Source organism: Streptomyces sp. BR1 (genome assembly GCF_052373795.1).
Classification (GTDB): Bacteria; Actinomycetota; Actinomycetes; order Streptomycetales; family Streptomycetaceae; genus Streptomyces.
This window is the reverse complement of record NZ_CM126252.1, coordinates 447,923-466,901: the sequence shown is the minus strand read 5'-3', so window position 1 is coordinate 466,901 and position 18,979 is coordinate 447,923. Positions and strand designations below refer to the sequence as shown.

19 protein-coding genes are annotated in these 18,979 nt (G+C 72.3%); 11 read left to right on the top strand and 8 right to left on the bottom strand.

Translation table 11 applies throughout. The features are described 5' to 3' along the window. The first annotated feature begins 6 nt into the window (after positions 1-6). The 3 genes from ACT1U9_RS02125 (at position 7) to ACT1U9_RS02115 (ending at position 4,436) form a co-directional block, all read left to right on the top strand. Complete coding sequence (locus ACT1U9_RS02125) at positions 7-2,046, top strand: SpoIIE family protein phosphatase (RefSeq protein ID WP_444536642.1); 2,040 nt, start codon at positions 7-9, stop codon at positions 2,044-2,046. A 129-nt stretch (positions 2,047-2,175) separates the two neighbouring features. Continuing rightward, positions 2,176-3,537, top strand: coding sequence for a wax ester/triacylglycerol synthase family O-acyltransferase (locus ACT1U9_RS02120; protein WP_444536641.1), 1,362 nt, complete (start codon positions 2,176-2,178; stop codon positions 3,535-3,537). Between the two features lie 38 nt (positions 3,538-3,575). Further along, positions 3,576-4,436 (top strand): Fpg/Nei family DNA glycosylase, encoded by an 861-nt coding sequence (locus ACT1U9_RS02115; protein WP_444536640.1) that lies wholly within the window; start codon positions 3,576-3,578, stop codon positions 4,434-4,436. Between the two features lie 17 nt (positions 4,437-4,453). Here the strand turns inward: ACT1U9_RS02115 and ACT1U9_RS02110 are convergent, their stop codons facing one another. Then, complete coding sequence (locus ACT1U9_RS02110) at positions 4,454-5,101, bottom strand: zf-HC2 domain-containing protein (RefSeq protein ID WP_444536639.1); 648 nt, start codon at positions 5,099-5,101, stop codon at positions 4,454-4,456. An 86-nt stretch (positions 5,102-5,187) separates the two neighbouring features. Between ACT1U9_RS02110 and ACT1U9_RS02105 the strand changes: the two genes are divergently transcribed. After that, a complete protein-coding gene (locus tag ACT1U9_RS02105) occupies positions 5,188-5,928 on the top strand; it encodes a LytR/AlgR family response regulator transcription factor (RefSeq protein ID WP_444536638.1) in 741 nt (246 codons plus the stop codon). 24 nt (positions 5,929-5,952) lie between these two features. Here ACT1U9_RS02105 and ACT1U9_RS02100 read toward each other — a convergent pair whose 3' ends face one another. Further along, a complete protein-coding gene (locus ACT1U9_RS02100; RefSeq protein ID WP_444536637.1) occupies positions 5,953-6,444 on the bottom strand; it encodes a hypothetical protein in 492 nt (163 codons plus the stop codon). A gap of 121 nt (positions 6,445-6,565) precedes the next feature. Between ACT1U9_RS02100 and ACT1U9_RS02095 the strand changes: the two genes are divergently transcribed. Next, the gene (locus ACT1U9_RS02095; protein ID WP_444536636.1) at positions 6,566-6,754 is read left to right on the top strand and encodes a zf-HC2 domain-containing protein; all 189 of its coding nucleotides are present in this window, start codon (positions 6,566-6,568) and stop codon (positions 6,752-6,754) included. On the opposite strand, the gene ACT1U9_RS02090 is transcribed toward ACT1U9_RS02095, so the two are convergent. Beyond that, positions 6,673-7,230, bottom strand: coding sequence for a sigma-70 family RNA polymerase sigma factor (locus ACT1U9_RS02090; RefSeq protein ID WP_444538983.1), 558 nt, complete (start codon positions 7,228-7,230; stop codon positions 6,673-6,675). The genes ACT1U9_RS02095 and ACT1U9_RS02090 overlap by 82 nt on opposite strands. Before the next feature lie 293 nt (positions 7,231-7,523). Here ACT1U9_RS02090 and ACT1U9_RS02085 point away from each other — a divergent pair, with 293 nt between their 5' ends. After that, positions 7,524-8,735, top strand: coding sequence for a CapA family protein (locus ACT1U9_RS02085; protein WP_444536635.1), 1,212 nt, complete (start codon positions 7,524-7,526; stop codon positions 8,733-8,735). Between the two features lie 27 nt (positions 8,736-8,762). Here ACT1U9_RS02085 and ACT1U9_RS02080 read toward each other — a convergent pair whose 3' ends face one another. Then, positions 8,763-9,212 carry a universal stress protein gene (locus tag ACT1U9_RS02080; protein WP_444536634.1) on the bottom strand — a complete coding sequence of 150 codons (450 nt, stop codon included), beginning with the start codon at positions 9,210-9,212 and terminating at the stop codon, positions 8,763-8,765. Between the two features lie 73 nt (positions 9,213-9,285). On the opposite strand from ACT1U9_RS02080, the gene lysX reads away from it, so the two are divergent. After that, positions 9,286-12,573: a bifunctional lysylphosphatidylglycerol synthetase/lysine--tRNA ligase LysX gene (gene lysX, locus ACT1U9_RS02075; protein WP_444536633.1), complete on the top strand. Its 3,288-nt coding sequence runs from the start codon at positions 9,286-9,288 to the stop codon at positions 12,571-12,573. 99 nt (positions 12,574-12,672) lie between these two features. Beyond that, positions 12,673-13,518 (top strand): polysaccharide deacetylase family protein, encoded by an 846-nt coding sequence (locus ACT1U9_RS02070; protein WP_444536632.1) that lies wholly within the window; start codon positions 12,673-12,675, stop codon positions 13,516-13,518. Positions 13,519-13,554: 36 nt separating this feature from the next. Here the strand turns inward: ACT1U9_RS02070 and ACT1U9_RS02065 are convergent, their stop codons facing one another. Then, positions 13,555-14,214: a class F sortase gene (locus ACT1U9_RS02065; protein ID WP_444536631.1), complete on the bottom strand. Its 660-nt coding sequence runs from the start codon at positions 14,212-14,214 to the stop codon at positions 13,555-13,557. Positions 14,215-14,569: 355 nt separating this feature from the next. Between ACT1U9_RS02065 and ACT1U9_RS02060 the strand changes: the two genes are divergently transcribed. Further along, positions 14,570-15,049: a hypothetical protein gene (locus ACT1U9_RS02060; RefSeq protein WP_188272620.1), complete on the top strand. Its 480-nt coding sequence runs from the start codon at positions 14,570-14,572 to the stop codon at positions 15,047-15,049. 198 nt (positions 15,050-15,247) lie between these two features. Here the strand turns inward: ACT1U9_RS02060 and ACT1U9_RS02055 are convergent, their stop codons facing one another. The 3 genes from ACT1U9_RS02055 to ACT1U9_RS02045 all read right to left on the bottom strand — a co-directional run bounded on the left by ACT1U9_RS02055 (position 15,248) and on the right by ACT1U9_RS02045 (position 16,962). Continuing rightward, the gene (locus tag ACT1U9_RS02055; RefSeq protein WP_444536630.1) at positions 15,248-15,826 is read right to left on the bottom strand and encodes a hypothetical protein; all 579 of its coding nucleotides are present in this window, start codon (positions 15,824-15,826) and stop codon (positions 15,248-15,250) included. A 179-nt stretch (positions 15,827-16,005) separates the two neighbouring features. Beyond that, positions 16,006-16,770: a bestrophin-like domain gene (locus tag ACT1U9_RS02050; protein WP_444536629.1), complete on the bottom strand. Its 765-nt coding sequence runs from the start codon at positions 16,768-16,770 to the stop codon at positions 16,006-16,008. Positions 16,771-16,824: 54 nt separating this feature from the next. Then, positions 16,825-16,962: a hypothetical protein gene (locus ACT1U9_RS02045; protein ID WP_444536628.1), complete on the bottom strand. Its 138-nt coding sequence runs from the start codon at positions 16,960-16,962 to the stop codon at positions 16,825-16,827. Positions 16,963-17,048: 86 nt separating this feature from the next. Here ACT1U9_RS02045 and ACT1U9_RS02040 point away from each other — a divergent pair, with 86 nt between their 5' ends. Together ACT1U9_RS02040 and ACT1U9_RS02035 are read left to right on the top strand one after the other, a co-directional pair. Continuing rightward, a complete protein-coding gene (locus ACT1U9_RS02040; RefSeq protein WP_444536627.1) occupies positions 17,049-17,417 on the top strand; it encodes a hypothetical protein in 369 nt (122 codons plus the stop codon). A 361-nt stretch (positions 17,418-17,778) separates the two neighbouring features. Next, positions 17,779-18,744, top strand: coding sequence for an SCO0930 family lipoprotein (locus tag ACT1U9_RS02035; protein ID WP_444536626.1), 966 nt, complete (start codon positions 17,779-17,781; stop codon positions 18,742-18,744). Positions 18,745-18,979: the final 235 nt, after the last annotated feature.

Below are 18,979 nucleotides of genomic sequence, written 5' to 3'. Positions count from 1 at the left end.
ATGACGATGGACGACTGGCCCGCCGACCCAGGTCTCAGCCTCGCCCTCAACCGCATGGGCGCCTTCGACTGGGACCTGGTGAGCGGCCAGCTGCACATGGACCCGTCCGCGCTCGCCGTGTTCGACATGGGGCCCGAGGAGTACGACGGCCGCCCCGAGACGCTCGGCAGCCGGGTGACCCCGAGCGAGGCCACCCGGCTCGACGCGATGGTCTCGCTGGCCCTCAAGAGCGGCAGCCGCCACTACGGCGCCTATTTCCGCGTACGGCTGCGCGACGGCAGCGCGCGCTGGACGCACACCCAGGGCTGTGTGCAGCGCGACGACGACGGCCGGCCGCAGCGCATCATCGGCGTCGTCCGCGATGCCACCCAGGAGCTCGCCGACTCCACCGCGCGCCCCGGCCGCGACGACGAGGACCGCCGCCAGACCGGCGTGGTCGACAGCACCACGGCCGCCCTCGCCCACGCCCGTACCGTCCAGGACGTCATCGACGTGCTCAACGGCTCGCACGGCCTGGAACACCTCGGCGCCACCAGCCTGGTGATGGGCCTGCTGGAGTCGGGGCGCATCCATCTGGTCGCCGAGGGCCCCGCCGACAGTTTCGTGCCGGGGACGCGCTGGACGCGGGTCGACGAGCAGTACCCGATGAGCGAGGTCGTGCGCACCCTCGCGCCGCGCTTCATCCAGACCCCGGACGACTTCGCCCGCTCCTACCCCCGGCTGTGGCCGCACATCAGCGGCCTCGGCATCACCGCGGCCGCCTATCTGCCGCTGATCGCCCAGGCCCGCCCGATCGGCGCGCTCGGCCTGCTCTACAGCGACAAGACCGGCTTCACGGCGGACGAGCGCAACCTCCTTGTGGCCCTTGGCAGTTCCATCGCGCAGAGCCTGCAACGGGCCGTGCTCTACGAGCAGGAGCACGACCTCGCCGAGGGCCTGCAACAGGCGATGCTGCCGCGCCGCATCCCCGATGTGCCCGGCGCCCGCATCGCCGTCCGCTATCGCTCGGCGCGGCTCGGCCGGGACATCGGCGGCGACTGGTACGACGTCATCCCGCTGCCCGGCGGCCGCGTCGGCGCGGTCATCGGCGACGTCCAGGGCCACGACACGCATGCCGCCGCCGTGATGGGGCAGCTGCGCATCGTGCTGCGCGCGTACGCCGCCGAGGGGCACACCCCGGCCACCGTGATGGCCCGCGCCTCGGTGTTCCTGCACGAGCTCGACACCGACCGCTTCGCCACCTGCACGTACGCCGAGGCCGACCTGTCGACCGGAGTCGTCCAGCTCGTACGGGCCGGACACGTCGACCCACTGCTTCGCCACCCCGACGGCAGCTGCCGCAGGCTCCCGGTGGAGGGCGGCCTTCCGCTGGGTCTCTCCGCCGAGTTCGGGCGCCTGGAGTACCCGGTCTCCACCATCGAGCTGGACCCCGGCCAGACGTTGCTGCTGTTCACGGACGGCCTGGTCGAGCAGCCCGGCGCCGACCTCGACGACGGGATGCAGCTGCTCGCCTCGCTGGTCCGCTCCGGTCCCGCCGACCTCCAGGAGCTCGCCGACCGGATGTGCGACGTGGTCGACGACCGGGCCGGTGACGACGACGTGGCGCTGCTGCTCCTGCGCCGGCGCGCCCTGGAGGCCCCGCAGACCGGCGGCCGCCTCCAGCAGCACGTGGCGCAGAACGACCCGGAGGCGCTGCGCTCGTCGCGCCATATGATCCGGGCGGCGGTACGGGCGTGGGGCGCCCGGGAGCGCGCCGACGAGATCGAACTCGCCGCCGACGAGCTGATCACCAACGCGCTGATGCACACCGACGGCGGCGCGATCGTGACCGTACGGGTGCTCGCCGGGCCTGAACGGCGGCTGCGGGTCGAGGTCGAGGACCGCTCCAGCGCCCTGCCGCGCCGCCGCGAGGCGGGCGACTCCGGGGTGTCCGGGCGCGGTCTGATGCTGGTGGACCGGCTCGCGGATGTGTGGGGTGTGGAGTCGCGGGGGAGCGGCAAATGCGTGTGGTGCGAGTTCATCGTGCCGGAGCGTGCCGAGAGTTGACGGCTACCTGACGGTAACCATACGTAATCCGACAGTACTTGACCGTAACCGAACGTTCGCGCTTGACTGCTGAACTCGTACGGTCGGCAGCGTCGCCGCCCTCCCGTTCGCGACTGATACGAGGCCCCTTTGAGCAGTGAGCTTCTGGCCCCTCTCGACCTGGCGTTCTGGCATCTCGAATCGGCCGAGCACCCCATGCATCTGGGCGCGCTCGCCGTGTTCGAGTCCGGCCCGGGCTGTGACGGCGAGCGGATCCTCGCTCTGCTGGCCGAGCGGGCCGCCGCGATCCGGCGGCTGCGGATGCGGGTGCGCGGCGTCTGGCTCCCGGTCGGCGGGGCCGCCTGGGTCACGCACAAGGAGTTCGACGTGCACCGGCATGTGTGCCGGGTCGAGCTGCCCGCGGGCGACTTCGCCGCCGAGGCCGCCCGGGCCGCCGGTGAGCTGATGGAGCGGCCCCTCGAACGCGGCCTGCCGCCCTGGCGGATGTACGTCCTGACCGGCCCGGACGGCGGTCGCCCGGGCGCGCCCTTCGCGGTCCTGGTCAAGCTTCACCACGCGCTCGCCGACGGTATGCGGGCCGTCGCGATCGTCGCGGGCATCCTCGACCAGCTGGCCGGGCAGCCCAAGCGGCGCGGCCGTCCCGCGCCCGCGAGGTCCTGGCTGCCCGGGCCGCGCGCGGTCGCCGGGTTCGCCCGCGACCGGGTCGGCGAGGCCACCCGGGCCGTCGGTATAGGCGCCAGCGTGGTGCGTGCCAGTCGCATCGAGTTCGGCGGCACTTCCGCGCTCGCCGCCGACTCCAGCGGCACCCGGCGCCTGGCCACCGCCGTGCTCGACGGGGACGAGGTGCAGCGGGTGCGCCGGGCCGTCGGCGGCACCGCCAACGACGTCCTGCTCGCGGTGGTCGCGGGCGGTCTGCGGCGCTGGCTGCTGGAACGCGGTTCCCCGCTGCCCGGCGCCGAACCCCGCGCCCTGGTCCCGGTCTCGCGCCGGCGCCCGGGTGCCGCGCCCGGCTCCGGCAACAAGCTCTCCGCGTACCTCCTCGGCCTCCCGGTCGCCGAGCCCGACCCCGCCACCAGGCTCGCCGTCGTACGTACCGCGATGGAGAGCAACAAGGCCGCCGGGCCCGGGCGGGGCGCCGGGGCGGTGGCCGTGCTCGCCGACCGACTGCCGCCGCTGGCCCACCGGTTCGGGGCGCCGCTCGCCGGGGGCGCGGCCCGTCTGCTCTTCGATCTGCTGGTCACCAGCGTGCCGCTGCCCCGCACCCGGCTCTCGCTCGGCGGCTGCGAGCTGCGCGAGATCTACCCGATGGCCCCGCTCGCGCGCGGGCAGTCGCTGGCGGTCGCCCTGTCGACGTACGGGGGCCGGGTCCATGTGGGCCTGGTGGCGGACGGGAAGGCGCTTCCCGACCTCGACCGGCTGGCCGAGGCGCTGCACGAGGAGCTGGTGGAGCTGGTCGAGGAGGTCGCCGGGGTGTCGGGGGCCGCGCGCTGACCGGGAACCCCTGCCCCACCCCGGTTAATCTGGGGTGTATGCCGGAATTGCCCGAAGTGGAAGCGCTGCGCGACTTCCTCGCCGTCCACCTCGTCGGCGAACGGATCGAACGCGCGCGGCCCGTCGCGATCAGCGTCCTCAAGACGTACGACCCACCGGTCGACGCGCTCGACGGGCGGACGGTGACCGGCGTCGGACGGCACGGCAAGTTCCTCGACATCGACGCCGACGGGCTGCACATGGCCGTCCACCTCGCTCGCGCGGGCTGGCTGCGCTGGCACGACACGCTGCCCGCCGACCCGCCGCGCCCCGGCAAGGGGCCGCTCGCGCTGCGGGTCGCGCTGGCGGGCGGGGCCGGGTTCGACCTGACCGAGGCGGGCACCCGCAAGAGCCTCGCCGTGTATCTGGTCCACGACCCGCAGGAGGTCCCCGGCATCGCCCGGCTCGGCCCCGACCCGCTCGCCCCCGGCTTCGGCCGCGACGACCTCGCCGGGCTCCTCGCGGGAGAGCGGCGCCAGCTCAAGGGTGCGCTGCGCGACCAGTCGCTGATCGCCGGGATCGGCAACGCCTACAGCGACGAGATCCTGCACGTCGCAAAGATGTCGCCGTTCAAGCCGGTCGCGCATCTCACCGACGACGAGATCACCACGCTGTACGAGGCGATGCGCACCACCCTCACCGACGCGGTGGAGCGCTCGCACGGGCTCGCCGCCGGGCGCCTCAAGGCGGAGAAGAAGAGCGGGCTTCGGGTGCACGGGCGCACCGGCGAGCCCTGCCCGGTCTGCGGCGACACCGTCCGCGAGGTCTCGTTCGCCGACTCCTCGCTCCAGTACTGCGCCACCTGCCAGACCGACGGCAAGATCCTCGCCGACCGCAGGATGTCCAAGCTCCTCAAGTAGCGCTCCAGCAAAGGCAGTCACCCCGACCGGCTGAGCGTCGCCAGGCGTGCGCCGTCGCTCGTGCGTACCTCGAAGCGCGCGATGTCGCCCGGCGCCAGCGCCGCCGCGCCCCGCATCTTCACGGTCGCCGCGTCCCGTACCGCCCAGGTCGCCACCGTGTCCTCCTCGCCACCGCGCCCCACCGCCACCAGCTTGCACACCACCGGGCCCCGCACCCCGCCCACATCGAGCCCGACATCGGTGCCGAACTCTGCGGGGGCCGTCGCGAGCGTCGCTGTGACGCCGGGGGCCGACGCGGTCGCCGCCCAGTGCGGCGAGGCCGGACCGGCCAGCAGGCTCATCGTCGCGAAGGGCGCGCCCGCCACCAGCGCCGCAGCGGCCACCAGAAGCCCGGCCCGCGTCCGGCGCTGCCTGCGCCGCCGCACCTCCACCGCGCCGAGCGCCGAGTGCAGCAGGGCGGGCGAGGGCGTTGCGACCGGGTCCACCCCGGGCGGCGTCCAGCGCGCGTACGCGGCGAGCAGCGCCTCCACGCTTCCCAGCTCCTCCAGCAGCCGCGCGCAGCGCGCGCACTGCGACAGGTGCTCCTCGAAGCGGAAGGTGTCGGCGGTACCGAGTACACCGAGCGCGTACGCCCCGACGTCCCGGTGGAGTTCCAGCGGCCTCATGCCGTCTGGTACGCAGACGGGGCCCCAATCACTCAAGTCACACGGGACGGGACAGAGAGGCGCGGCCGCACCTACAATCCGACCGCATGCTGCGCGTACTGGCGGTCGACGACGAGGCCCCCGCCCTCGAAGAGCTTCTGTATCTGCTGCGCGCCGACCCGAGGATCCGCAGCGCCGAGGGCGCCACCGGGGCCACCGACGCGCTGCGGCTGATCGGCGCCGCTCTTGACGCCGGGCCGCACGACGAGCAGGGTGTCGACGTCGTCTTCCTCGACATCCACATGGCCGGGCTCACCGGACTCGACATCGCCCGGCTGCTCGCCGGGTTCGCGCGGCCGCCGCTGATCGTCTTCGTCACGGCCCACGAGGGCTTCGCCGTCCAGGCGTTCGACCTGAAGGCCGTCGACTACGTCCTGAAGCCCGTCCGCCGGGAACGCCTGGCCGAAGCGGTCCGCCGGGTCGCCGAACTGTCGGGCGAGCGCACGCCCGCGGAGCAGTCGGTCGTCCCCGTCGAACTCGGCGGGATCACCCGCTTCCTGGCCGTCGCCGACATCGCGTACGCCGAGGCACAGGGCGACTACGCGCGGCTGCACACCGCGTCGGGCAGCCATCTGGTGCGCGTGCCGCTCTCCACGCTTGAGGACCGCTGGCGCTCGCACGGATTCGTCCGTATCCACCGCAGCCATCTGGTGGCGCTGGCCCGGATCGACGAACTGCGCCTGGACGCGGGCAGCATGACCGTCCGCATCGGCGGGGCCGAACTCCCCGTCAGCCGCCGCCATGCGCGTACCCTGCGCGACCAGCTGTTGCGTCGCAGTGGGCACTGATGCTTCGTCAGATCTGACGAGTCATCAGAAAAGGTGGATCGCCAGATGTCCCAGCGGAAGGCCGAGTTCCCACGCCGGGGTCCACACCCGCGGCTCGTCCTCGGCCTCCGCGAGCGGATCGACTCCGCCCGGCACCACCGCGTCCAGGTCCGCGGCGAGCAGCTCGGTCTCCTCCAGCCAGCGCCACGCGTCCAGCGCGAGCGCCAGATCGGGGCCCGACTCGGTCGCCGACCGCTCTCGAAGACGCTCGCGGACCCAGCTGTGCCACGGCCGGCCGGCCGCGGTCAGCGAACTCCACTCGTCGAGCCGCGCCACCACGCGTGCGCCGCCGACCGCGCCGTCCGACAGGAAGATCGTCAACGCGAGCGCGTTGCGTCCGGCCCTGAATTCGAGCGTCGTCGGCGGCATGAGATCGCCGGTGCGCAGTAATTCGTCGGCGATGTACTCCGCGTACATCCATGCCATCGGTACCAGCAGTTCACCACCGCTGGTCCCGTTCGTACCCTCCGGACGCATTCCGTCTCGCCTCTTTCATCGACTGTCCAGGCGCTCCAGGGAGCTCCAGGGAGCATTGAACCGGGGGCGCGTGCCCGCCGTGGCCAGAAGGGCAGGATCCGTCACCCCACACGAGGTGCCCATGCATGTGCGGCAGCTGCTCGGCGCGTACGTCCTCGGCGCCCTGACTCCCGACGAGGACCGCCGGGTCGCCGCGCATCTGCGCAGCTGCGCGGGCTGTCGCGCGGCCTACCTGGAGGTCGCGGAGACACCTTCGATGCTGGCCCTGCTCCTTGAGGAGGACCTGGCCGAGGATCCGCCGGACGAGTAGCCCGGCAGGACCCGCGCCAGGGCCCGAAGAGCATAGTACGAACGGGACTTGACGGTTCCGGCGGGCACCCCCAGGACCTCTGCGGCCTCGGCGACGCTGAGCCCCCGGAAGTAGATCTGCGCGAGCACCGCCCGGTGCTCGGGGCTGAGCGTGCGCACCGCGTCCCGGACGTCGAGCGCCGCCGCCGACCGCTCGGCGTGGTCGTCCTGCGCCTGCTCCGGCGCGTCCAGAACCGTGTCGGGCACCTCGACCGGCCGCGCCTGCCGGTTCCTGCGGGCGTCTATCGCCAGGCGCCGGGCGACGGTGAACAGCCACGGCCGCATCGAGGCGTACGGACCGTCGAACGCCTCGGGGTGCTGCCACGCCCGCACCAGCGTCTCCTGGAGCAGGTCCTCGGCGCGCTGGCGGTCGCCGTAGGTGAGGCCGAGCAGGAAGTGCATCAGGGCGGGTCCGTGTTCGCGCTGGAGCGCCGCCAGGTCGGGCTCGCGCGCGTACCGCCGCTCCTCGGCCGCGCGGGTGCCGGCCGCTTCTGAGAAACCCCTGCTCACCGTGTTCGCCCCTTCCCGAGAGTCCGCGGGCCGCAGCCCGTATCCGAGCGCAATCGGGCGGCGAGCGACAGCGGCCGGACCGCCGCATGCGACGAACGGTCGAATGGCGCGGCGAATGGTGCGGCGAACGGTGAGGGAAATGGAACAAATATGCATCATATGGACAACTGATAGTCCATCAGGCATTTCCTGCCGGCATTGAGACCGATGGAGTCCGCGCCATGACGCAGAGAACAACACGGCGGACGGCGGCCCTCGCGGCCCTCGTCCTGGCCGTGACCGCCGGGTGCGCCGGGGAGCACCGGGCCGTCACACGCCTGCCGCACCACCAGGACTCCGAGCGGCCCGACACGCCGACGCCGGCCGGCGGCGCCGCGTCCGCCGCGCCGCGCGCGTTCACCCTGGTCGCCACCGGTGACGTACTGCCGCACACCTCGACCATCCAGCGCGCCGCCGCCGACGCGGGCGGCGACGGATACGACTTCCGCCCGATGCTCGCCGGGGTCAAGCCGATCGTCTCGCGCGCGGATCTGGCGATCTGTCACATGGAGACGGTGTACGGGCCGGACGGCGGGCCCTTCACCGGGTACCCGGCGTTCACGTCGCCGCCGCAGATCGCCGCCGCGCTCAAGGATGCGGGTTACGACTCTTGCTCCACCGCGTCCAACCACAGCCTCGACGACGGGGCCGAGGGGATCGCGCGGACCCTGCGCGCCTTCGACAAGGCCGGGCTCAAGCACACCGGTTCGGGCCGCACGGCCAGGGAGTCCGCGACCCCCGCGCTGCTGGAGGCGGGCGGTGCGAAGGTCGCCCAGCTGGCGTACACGTTCGACACCAACGGCTATCCGATGCCCGAGGGCCAGCCGTGGGCCGTCCACGTCATCGACGAGCAGAAGATCATCGCGGACGCGCGGGCGGCGCGGAAGGCGGGCGCGGACATCGTGGTCGTCAGCGTGCACTGGGGCACCGAGTGGCAGACCGAGCCCGACGAGCAGCAGCTGCGGCTCGGCCGCGCGCTCACCGCGTCCAAGACCGGCGACCGGCCGGACATCGACCTGATCCTCGGCACGCACGCGCACATCCCGCAGGCGTACGAGAAGGTCAACGGCACCTGGATCATCTACGGGGAGGGCGACCAGATCGCCGGGGAGATGTTCAACAACAACGACGAGCGCGACGCACGCGGGAACATGAGCTCGATCGGCCGCTTCACGTTCGCGCCGCCGAAGCGGGCGGGGGCGCGGTGGGAGGTCAGCAAGGCCGAGTTCATCCCGCAGTGGATCGACGTGGACCGGGGTCGTGTCGTCGACCTGCCTCAGGCTCTGAAGTCCGCGCCGGACAGGGCGGACTACAAGGACGCCGAGGCGGAGATCCGCGAGGCGGTGCTGAGCCGCGGAGCGGCGAAGGACGGCCTGACGATGGCGGACCAGTAGGAGGCCGCTGCCGCGCGGGCCGGGGGGTTACGGCACCACCGTCACCGGCCAGCGCCCCGCCTTCACCAGGCGTACCGCCACCGAGCCGATGATGCGGTGGCCCGCCGACTCCGACGCGCCGACCACCACCGCGTCCGCCTTGAGTTCGTCGGCGGCCTTCACCAGGCCGCTGTACGCCTCGCCCCGGAACGTGTGGAACTCCCAGCGCACGGTCCAGATGTCCCGCAGCCGTTCCGCCGCCGCGCGGATCTCCGCCACCAGGCCCTCGGCGATCTCCCCGGTCGTGTCCGCGATCGGCGCGCCCATCGCGGCACCCGCCGTGACCAGCGGCTGGACGTAGACCACCGCGAGCAGCGCGTTCTGGCGCCGGGCCAGACCACTGGCGTACGCCGCCGCCCGCAGCGAGGAGTCGGAGCCGTCCACTCCGACGACGATGACCTTGGGGCCGTCCGTACCGCGTTCGAAGGGTGCTGTCACCCGAACGAGGCTAGCGTCACGAGGGGCCGTGTCCGAGAGGCGGCCCGGCGCGGCGCTCCCTAGAGTGCAAGGCATGAGTGTCACCGAGGGGGCGCCCATACCCGCACGGGCCCGTCCGCCCGTCCGGTCCCGGTTTCTGAACCGGGTGCCGGAGGCGTTCGCCATGTTCTTCGCCGGGCTCGGACTGTTCTGCGGGATCATCGCGCTGTTCCCGGCCCTGCGGCATCTGCTGCGGCCGATCTCCTGGTTCCTCGACCGGGTGACCGTCCCCGTCAGCGCCAACCTCGCGTACGCCGTCTTCCTGCTGCTGCTCGCCGCCGCCGTCGGAGCCCGTAAGAAAGTCGCCTGGCGGCTGGTCGTGGGCTATCTGGGCCTGCTCTTCGCCGCCGACCTGCTGCTGCTCGCGGTCGCCCAGTGGAGCTGGGCCGCCAACGGGTTCGTCTGCGGGGCGGCCCTGCTCGTGCTGATCATGGCGCGCGGCGAGTTCTACGCGGAGACCCGGCGCGGCGCCGTCCACCGGTCCCTGCTGGTCCTGGTGCTCGGGCTCGCCGCCGGTGTCCTGGCCGGCTGGGCGCTGGTGGAGATCTTCCCCGGTACGCTGCCGCGCGGCCAGCGGCTGCTGTGGGCCACCAACCGGGTGCTCGGCGGCCTCGCCTCCAACGGCCAGTTCGACGGCCGCCCACCGCGCCCCCTGTACTTCTTCCTCGGCCTGTTCGGCGCGATCGCCCTGCTCAGCGCGGCCACCACGCTCTTCCGCTCGCAGCGCATGGAGGCCGCGCTGCACGGCGACGAGGAGCCCCGTATCCGCGCGCTGCTCGGCGCCTACGGCCGCGAGGACTCGCTCGGCTACTTCGCCACCCGCCGAGACAAGGCGGTGGTGTTCTCGCCCAGCGGCAAGGCGGCCGTCACCTACCGGGTGGAGGCCGGGGTGGCCCTGGCCAGCGGCGACCCGGTCGGCGACCCCGAGGCGTGGGGGCCCGCGATCGCGGCCTGGCTGGACGTGGCCAAGCAGTACGCCTGGGCGCCCGCCGTGATGGGCGCCTCCGAGGAGGGCGCCACCGTCTACGCCCGGCACGGTCTGAGCGCCATGCAACTGGGCGACGAAGCGATCCTGCACGTGGCCAGGTTCGACCTGGACGGGCGCGAGATGCGGGTCACCCGCCAGGCCGTCCACCGCGTCGCCAGAACCGGCGCCACCACCCGCATCCGCCGCCACTCCGCGCTCACCGACGACGAGATGCAGCAGATCGTCGACCGGGCCGACGCCTGGCGCGACACCGAGACCGAGCGCGGCTTCTCCATGGCCCTGGACCGCCTTGGCGATCCCGCCGACGGCGAATGCCTGCTGGTGGAGGCGTTCGACGCCGACGAGAAGCTCATCGCGTTGCTCTCGTTCGTGCCCTGGGGCCCGGACGGCATCTCGCTCGACCTGATGCGGCGCGACCGCAGCGCGCCCAACGGCGTCATGGAGTTCATGGTGGCCGAGCTCTGCGCGCAGGCGCCGAAGCTGGGCGTACGAAGGATCTCGCTGAACTTCGCCGTGTTCCGCTCGGCCTTCGAGGAGGGCGCGCGGATCGGCGCGGGCCCGGTGCTGCGGCTGTGGCGCCGGCTGCTGCTGTTCTTCTCCAAGTGGTGGCAGCTGGAAGCGCTGTACCGCTCGAATGTGAAGTACCAGCCCCAGTGGTTCCCGCGCTTCCTCTGCTACGGGGACGCGGGCTCGCTCGCCCGGGTGGGCCTCGCCTCCGGCATCGCCGAGGGCTTCGTCTCCGTACCCAGTCTGCGCAAGCTCTGGGGAAAGGGGCACCCCAGAGGCGTCAGCAGCCCCGGCTCCACCGAGGGCCTGCCGCCGATCGAGGCGCTGGGCCTGGGGAGCGGCGCGGGCGGCGCGGCGGGGGAGCGGCAGCTGCCCGAGCAGGTGCGGGTGCGCCACCGCAAGCTGGACCGGCTGCGCGCCGACGGCACCGAGCCCTACCCCGTGGTCATCCCGGCCCGCACCCACACCCTGGAGCAACTGCGCGCCGCCGGGCCGGGGACGGACGCGACCGTGGCCGGGCGCGTGCTGGCCGTACGCGACTTCGGCGGAGTCGTCTTCGCCGTACTGCGCGACTGGTCCGGCGACCTCCAGCTCGCGCTCACCCGCGACGGCACCGGCGCGGCCGTGCTCGACCGCTTCACCCGCGACGTCGACCTCGGCGACCACATCACCGCGACCGGCACCACCGGCACCACGAACCGGGGCGAGCTCTCGCTCTTCGTCACCGACTGGCAGATGACCGGAAAGTGCCTGCGGCCGCTGCCCGACAAACGGCGGGGCCTGGCCGACCCGGAGGCCCGGGTGCGCCGGCGCTATCTCGACCTGGTGGCCCGCCCCGAGGCCCGCGAGGTCGTACGGGCCCGCTCCACCGCCGTCCAGGCGCTGCGGCAGGGCCTGCTCGACCGGGGCTATCTGGAGGTCGAGACACCGATGCTCCAGCAGATCCACGGCGGCGCCAACGCCCGCCCGTTCACCACCCACATCAACGCCTACGACCTGGACCTCTATCTGCGGATCGCGCCCGAGCTGTATCTGAAGCGGCTGTGCGTCGGCGGAGTCGAGAAGGTCTTCGAGATGGGCCGCACCTTCCGCAACGAGGGCGTCTCGTACAAGCACAACCCCGAGTTCACGATGCTGGAGGCGTATCAGGCCTTCGCCGACTACGACGTGATGCTGGACCTGACGCGCGAGCTGATCCAGGGCGCGGCGATGGCCGCGTTCGGCGCTGCGGTTGCCCGCAAGGCGGGCCCGGACGGGCGGCTCGTCGAGCACGACATCTCCGGTCCCTGGCCCGTCAAGACGCTGTACGGGGCCCTCTCCGAGGCGCTGGGCGAGGAGGTCGACGCCGACACCGACGAGCAGGTGCTGCGGCGGCTGTGCGACCGGGCCAATGTCCCGCACACGCCCGAGAACAGCCGGGGCGACGTGGTCCTGGAGATGTACGAGCGGCTCGTCGAGGAGAAGACCCAGCTGCCCACCTTCTACAAGGACTTCCCGACCGAGGTCTCCCCGCTCACCCGCCAGCACCGCGCCGACCCCCGGCTCGCCGAGCGCTGGGACCTGGTCGCGTTCGGCACCGAACTGGGCACCGCCTACTCGGAGTTGACCGACCCCGTGGAGCAGCGGCGACGGCTCACCGCGCAGTCGCTGCTCGCCGCGGGCGGGGACCCGGAGGCGATGGAGCTCGACGAGGAGTTCCTGGACGCGCTGGAGTACGCGATGCCGCCGACCGGCGGGCTCGGCATCGGAGTGGACCGCACCGTCATGTTCCTCACGGGTCTGACGATCCGTGAGACACTGCCGTTCCCGCTGGTCCGCCGCCACTGAGACGGTCCGGGTCGGCGGGTACGGCCCAACGGGTGTTTTCGGGCCGCCCGGGCGGTGTGCTTCAGGCGCCCGGGACGTGCACCGTGCGAGCCATGGGTCATGAAAAAGGATGAGATGCTGCCCGGGCGACGCACGCTGTTGCGCGTCGGCGCCTGCCTGGGAGCCGCCGCCGCCCTGCGGATGCTGACCGCCGAGGACACCGAGGCTCCGGTGCGGCGGGCCGCCGCCGGACCCGCCCCCGGGCCGCAGGCCGCCCCGCCCCGGCTGAAGTCCACCGCGTACCGGCTGGCGCCGATGACCGCCGACGCGCCGCCGCAGTACCACACCGCGCTGCCGCCGGTGCGCCGCAAGCCCTTCCTGAGCATGCCCCAGCTCGGCCCCAACACCATGGTGCTGACCTTCGACGACGGCCCCGACCCGCGCTACACCCCGGAGATCCTGCGCACCCTGCGCGAGCACGACGTCCGCGCGATGTTCTTCGTCTGCGGCGAGATGGCCACCGACAACCGCGATCTGCTGCGCGAGATGCACGACGACGGCCATGTGGTCGGCAACCACTCCTGGACCCATCCGCTGCTCATCAAGATGTCGTACGACGCGGTGCACGACGAGATGGCCCGCACCAGCGAGGTGATCGACGACATCCTCGGCGAGCGTCCGCAGTGGTTCCGTGCTCCGTACGGGGCCTGGAACCGCGACTCGTTCCGCATCGGCGCCGAACTCGGCATGGAGCCGATGGCCTGGACCGTGGACACCCTCGACTGGACCACGCCCGGCACGCCCACCATCGTCCGCCGCGTCCTGGACGGCGCCGCGCCCGGTGTCGTGGTGCTCTCGCACGACGCGGGCGGCGACCGCTCGCAGAGCGTGGCCGCGCTGCGCACATATCTGCCCCAACTGCTGGGCGCGGGCTACCGGTTGAGGGTCCCGCCGAAGCGCCGCTGAGCGCTGTGCCGGGTCAGCCGGTGGTCGGGTGGCCGCTCAGCGCGAGCCCACCATACGGGCGAAGACGACGACGTTGCCGTCGTAGCCCCGGGCACGGGTGAAGCCGCCGCCGCAGGTGATCACCCGCAGCTCCGGGTGCCCGGTGTCGCCGTACACCCGGGCACCCGGGAAGTTGTTCTTGTCGTACACCTCGACGCCGTACACCTCGAACACGGCGATGTGCCCGTCGGCGCGGGTCACCTCGACGTGGTTGCCCTTCTTGAGCGAGCCGAGGCCGTAGAAGACGGCCGGGCCCCGGGTGTTGTCGACGTGGCCGACCATCACCGCGGTGCCGCGCTGGCCGGGGGCGACCCCGTTCTGGTACCAGCCCGCCAGATTGGGGTCGTCCGGGGGCGGCGCCTGGACCCAGCCGTCCTGGTCGAGCCCGACCTCGATGACCGGGGCGTCGATCCTGATCGCGCCGATCGTGATCCGGGAGGCCGCCGAGAACGACAGCGGCTCGACCGGGACGAGCGGTGTCGTGGGGACGAAGACCTCCGGACGGCCCGTCAGCGCGGCCGCCGCCGCGGGCTGCGGCGGGCCCATCGTGACGTCGGCGCCGTTGCGCATCAGCGCCAGGCCGGTGAGCATCACCAGGGCCAGGGCCCCCCATGGCGACCGCCTCCGATGCTCCGAGCCGCCCTCTTCCTGCCCCATCTCGCTCCCTCCAAAGCCCTCCGTGCCACCTGTAGGCACGGTAGGGGCGACATCGCACTCCGGCGATCGGAGAGGTGCGAACGGGTGGTGGGGGGTGGGACGCGGTCATGGGGCGGGGCCGCCGGGATGACCCATCCGTGTCATGACGAGGGTGATGGTCATATAAAGCTTCTGACGGTCTGTGACCTGCGGGTCCGTCAGATCGGTGGGCCACTTCTCGGCGTGTCGGCTCACCAGGGTGGACCAGCGCCGACATGCGAGGTCGCAGCCCTGCGGTGAGGGTTCGTCATGGGAGGCGTACTCGTCGAATTTCCCGGAGCACGGCTTTGGGGCGCCCTCCCTCGGAGGTTCAACCATGCGTGCTTCACGCGCTCTTCCGGTGGCCGTGGCCGCCTTCGCGGCGGTGGGGCTCTCGGCCCCGCTGGCCGCCGCCAACTTCGGCCCGAGCAATGTCTCGGTCAGCCCGAACGCGGTGCACCAGGGCGGCATCCTGACGATCACCGCCAACGGCTGCGGCCACGGCGGCATCGTGACGTCGAACGCCTTTCACCCGACGTCGCTCTCGGGCGGCGACACCGGTTTCGCGACCGCGAGAGTCTTCGACCACGTCTCGCCCGGCTCGTACAACCTGTCGGTCCGGTGCAACGACAACCCCAGGACCGAGACGCGCAGCTTCACGGTGCTCCCCGGCCGCGGCGCCATGGGCGGGCTCGGGGGCTCGGTCGGCCCGACCCAGACCGAGATGGCGGTCGGCGGGTCCCTGGTGGCCGCAGCCGCCATCGGTGGCGCCGTGTTCGTCGTACGCCGCCGCCGCACGGCCAGCGGCCGGCTCTGACCGCCCGACCTCCCGGACAGAGCCGAACCGCCCGTCGCCCCTAGTCCTGGCCAGGACTAGGGGCGACGGGCGTCTTTTTTCTTTTCAGGGGCGATGGCCGTTCGCTGGAAGTGGCCAGGGGTGGAGTGGCTGAGGGGCGCGGGGAACCGCGCGACAAGCCACGCACGGTCCGCACTCGAAGAACTCCCAGTGGAGCGCCTAGTGCCAGCGGCTGTTACTGCGCCGCCGCAGATAGAACGCAAGACCCCCACCCGCGACAGCGACCAGCGCGAGCCCAGTAGCAATCTCACCCATGTTCACGCCTTCGGCGCTACCACCGAGCCCACCCCGGACACCCCGCCCCGGGACACTGGTCGTACTGATGGTCGGCGGCCGGGTGGTGGGCCGCACAGGCGGCCGAACGGTGGGCCGAAGCGGCTGCGGCTGCGGGCCACCAGCGATGGTGAGATCGGTCGTGCCGCGCTCGCTGCCGCACATGAACGTCACGGTGTAGGTGGCACCGCGCTTCGCGTTGGGGTCGATCTGGGCGGTCGTGGAACTCTCGCGGGGGATGGTGACCGTGTCGAATACGCCGGAGGAGGCGGTGGCGGTGTTGGGGCACCCCGTGACGTTCAGCGTGACCTGACCGCCGGCGGCGACCGTGGAGGGGGTCACGCTGAACCCGAACGACGTGATGTTGCTGCCGTGCGCGCCGTCGGCGGCCATGGCCCCGGGGGTGGCGAGGGAGAGAGCGGCGGCGGCGAGCAGGGTGGCGGATCCGATACGTATCGCGCCCATGGACTAATCCTCCGGGTCCCCGAGGCGCACTGCGGAACCGTTTTCCACATGAGGCGGGAAATGCGTCTCGTGCCCGACACGCTAGGAGCGGGTGGTTCCGGTCGCGATCGGTGTCCGGCGAATGGGGCATTCCCTTCCCCCACCCGGCGGACCTGCCGGGGTGTCACCCGCCTGTTCCGTCACTTCGTCAGCTCGGGGAACAGGGCGTGGAAAGGCGCGGAAGTGGCCGAGATGCCTCGGCCGAAGGGTGCGTCGAAATCCCAGATGAGGAAGAGCAGGAATGCGATCAGCACGCTGAAGAGCCCGGCCAGGAGCAGCTCGCGCCCGGTGCGGCGGATCTGCAGCGTGAAGATCAGCCCGACGGTCACCACGGCCCCGACGATCAGCCCGAACCACACCACCCCCGGCATGGTCGCGCCCGCCCCCTGCCCGCGTGCGGTGCGGGCGTCGTCGACGGCCGCCACCTGGTCGACGAGCGGCTGGTACGCCTGGCTCTCGTGGTCGTTGGCGGGCACGTACGAGGTGACGTCCTTGCGCAGCTGCGAGAGCAGGGCGGTCCCCTTGTCGCTGATGTCGCCGTGGACCTCCATGTGGTGCCACTCGCTGTCCATCACGAAGGTGACGTACGAGTCGACGTCGGCGCGGATGCGTTCGCGCACCGGGCCCGGATAGACCTGGACGCGCTCGCTGACCTCGTGCAGCGCCTGCGCCTCCTGACGGACGGTCTCCTGGGCCGCGCTGCGGGCCTCCCAGACGCCCGCGATGGCGAGGCCCAGGACGATCGCGTACACCACGCCGATCATCATCGTCATGTACTCCATGACGTCCGGGGTCTCGGAGGGGTCGTCGTCCTCGCGGATGCGGCGGTGGTTGACGACGACGATGGTCAGTACGACGGCGCACGCGGCGGCCATCGCGATAACGAGGACGATCCAGTCCTTCAAGGCAGCACCTTCCACGAGTCGGAGCGGGGGAGTACGTAGGGCGAGGGCGCGCGATCAGCGGGAAGAAGAACGGGGGCGGAGCACGGCGACGGCCAGGATCGCGGGCGCCGCGATCAGCAGGACGAGCGTGACCGGCGAGAGCAGCGAGCTGGGCTTCTTGCGCGGCGGCATGCGGTACGCGTGCAGCGCCATCGCCCGGGGCCGGGATGCCGGGGGCTTGACCGAGGGTGCCGGGGGCGTCGGGGTCAACGGAGGCGTCGGCAGCAGCGGGACGACGGGTGCAGGGCCGGGCGGATGTACGGGCGGGGCCTGCGGCGGCGGCACGGGCCCGGGCGGCACGGGCCCGGGCGGCACCGGCCCCGGTGGAGGCGGAACCGGCCCCGGCGGCGCGGGAGCTGGAGGCGCCGGGGCCGGGGGTGCAGGAGGCGGCGGCACCGGTGCGGGAGGCGGTGGTGGAGGCGGCGCCGGTGCGGGAGGCGGCGGGGCTGGGGGCGTGGGTGCGGGTGGCGGTGGAGCTGGGGCCGGAGGTGCGGGCGCGGGAGGCGGCGGTACAGGTACCGGGGGCTTCGGTGCGGGCGCGGGCGGTGCCGGTGTGCAGAGGCCGTCCCCGGCGGTCGCCACCGCCGCGGTCGACCCGTCGTCCGTGACCGCCCACGCGCAGGCGTCCGCGCGCGCGTGAGGTGCGGGACCGGCGAACAGCAGGGCGAGAGTGGCCGCCGCGACGAGCCGCCGGGCCGGCCGGGCACCGAGCGGCCGTTGGGCCAAATGGGTTGCGTGCACGTCGAGGATCATCGGGCCCGGCGGGCCCCGGCACTACGGGTCCAACGCTGATTCGCCTGATGGGAGGAGCTTCGGCCGCTTTGCGTTTGGGACGGGTGAGGGGCGGTTCGGCGGGGTCGGGAAAATTCTTTCGCAGGGGTTGAACGCTCCGGGGGCTGTCACGCGTACCTAGGGCCATGAACGGCGCACCCAGGCGCCACAAGGGACAGACAATCAACGGGAGTTGACATGGCAACCTGGCGCAACGCCTCGCTCGCGGTGACCGCGGCGGCAGTACTGGCACTGACGGCGACGGCCTGCGGTCAGGACAAGGGAAGCGCCGCGCCCAAGGGCCAGCCGGTCGGCAACGCGGCCCAGGCCAACAGCGACACCGGGTACGGATACGGCGACAGCGGCTATGGCTCGGCCGACAAGACGGCGGCCAAGTCGGCCGGACAGCTGGCCGTGTGGGACAGCAAGGATCTGGGCAAGGTGGTCACCGACAGCGCCGGGTTCACCCTCTACCGCTTCGACAAGGACACCGCCAGTCCGCCGAAGTCGAATTGCGACGGCGACTGCGCGAACCTGTGGCCCGCCGTGCCCGCGGGCAGCGTCACGGCGGCTCCCGGAACGGATTCCGGCCTCATCGGCCAGGTGACCCGGACCGACGGCACCAAGCAGCTCACGATCGCCGGCTGGCCGATGTACCGCTACACCAAGGACACCAAGCCCGGGGACGCCAACGGGCAGGGCGTGGGCGGCACCTGGTACGCCTCGGCCCCCGACGGCAAGAAGGCGAAGCCCGCCGCCGACGGGTCCGGCTCCGGTTCCGGGGCCGCCGAGCCCGCGAGCCTGCCCGGGCTCTCGGTCCGTAACGACCCCAAGCTCGGGAAGATCATCGTCGATTCGCGCGGCATGACCGTCTACCGCCTCAAGAAGGACTCCGCCTGGCCCATGAAGTCGGCCTGCACCGGTGACTGCCTGAAGAAGTGGCCGGTGGTCGCGCCTGTCGAGAAGAGCAACACCGAGGGCATCATCCAGAAGGGCTTCGTCACCTTCAACCGGCCCGACGGGCTGAAGCAGCAGTCGATCAACTGCTGGCCCGTCTACACCTTCGCGGGCGACACCAAGCCCGGTGACACCAACGGCCAGGGCGTGAACGGCACCTGGTTCGCGGTCACGCCCGACGCGAAGCTGGTGGGGGCCACAAAGTAAGGCATCGAGTAGACCGCGAAGTAAACCGCCGATTAACCCGTCGCGAAATCCCCCTCCCCAGGCCGTCGGCCCGTCACCGTGTCCCCCGCGCGGTGGCGGGTTCGACGTGCGCTGCGGCATGTGTGACCGGTGGAGTGTGTGACCAATAACGGATCGCCATTTTCCGTTTTGACTCGCCCTCCTGGCTGACGATCAGTAGCCTCGGCTCGAACACTGACCATGCACATGGCCATCA

What these genes read in the sequence shown, in the direction of transcription:
- ACT1U9_RS02125 (WP_444536642.1), top strand. Translation starts at nt 7, where the DNA reads ATGGACGACTGGCCCGCCGACCCAGGTCTCAGCCTCGCCCTCAACCGC.
- ACT1U9_RS02115 (WP_444536640.1), top strand. Translation starts at nt 3,576, where the DNA reads ATGCCGGAATTGCCCGAAGTGGAAGCGCTGCGCGACTTCCTCGCCGTC.
- ACT1U9_RS02110 (WP_444536639.1), bottom strand. Translation starts at nt 5,101, where the DNA reads ATGAGGCCGCTGGAACTCCACCGGGACGTCGGGGCGTACGCGCTCGGT.
- ACT1U9_RS02105 (WP_444536638.1), top strand. Translation starts at nt 5,188, where the DNA reads ATGCTGCGCGTACTGGCGGTCGACGACGAGGCCCCCGCCCTCGAAGAG.
- ACT1U9_RS02100 (WP_444536637.1), bottom strand. Translation starts at nt 6,444, where the DNA reads ATGCGTCCGGAGGGTACGAACGGGACCAGCGGTGGTGAACTGCTGGTA.
- ACT1U9_RS02095 (WP_444536636.1), top strand. Translation starts at nt 6,566, where the DNA reads ATGCATGTGCGGCAGCTGCTCGGCGCGTACGTCCTCGGCGCCCTGACT.
- ACT1U9_RS02085 (WP_444536635.1), top strand. Translation starts at nt 7,524, where the DNA reads ATGACGCAGAGAACAACACGGCGGACGGCGGCCCTCGCGGCCCTCGTC.
- lysX (WP_444536633.1), top strand. Translation starts at nt 9,286, where the DNA reads ATGAGTGTCACCGAGGGGGCGCCCATACCCGCACGGGCCCGTCCGCCC.
- ACT1U9_RS02070 (WP_444536632.1), top strand. Translation starts at nt 12,673, where the DNA reads ATGAAAAAGGATGAGATGCTGCCCGGGCGACGCACGCTGTTGCGCGTC.
- ACT1U9_RS02065 (WP_444536631.1), bottom strand. Translation starts at nt 14,214, where the DNA reads ATGGGGCAGGAAGAGGGCGGCTCGGAGCATCGGAGGCGGTCGCCATGG.
- ACT1U9_RS02060 (WP_188272620.1), top strand. Translation starts at nt 14,570, where the DNA reads ATGCGTGCTTCACGCGCTCTTCCGGTGGCCGTGGCCGCCTTCGCGGCG.
- ACT1U9_RS02055 (WP_444536630.1), bottom strand. Translation starts at nt 15,826, where the DNA reads ATGGGCGCGATACGTATCGGATCCGCCACCCTGCTCGCCGCCGCCGCT.
- ACT1U9_RS02045 (WP_444536628.1), bottom strand. Translation starts at nt 16,962, where the DNA reads ATGGCGCTGCACGCGTACCGCATGCCGCCGCGCAAGAAGCCCAGCTCG.
- ACT1U9_RS02035 (WP_444536626.1), top strand. Translation starts at nt 17,779, where the DNA reads ATGGCAACCTGGCGCAACGCCTCGCTCGCGGTGACCGCGGCGGCAGTA.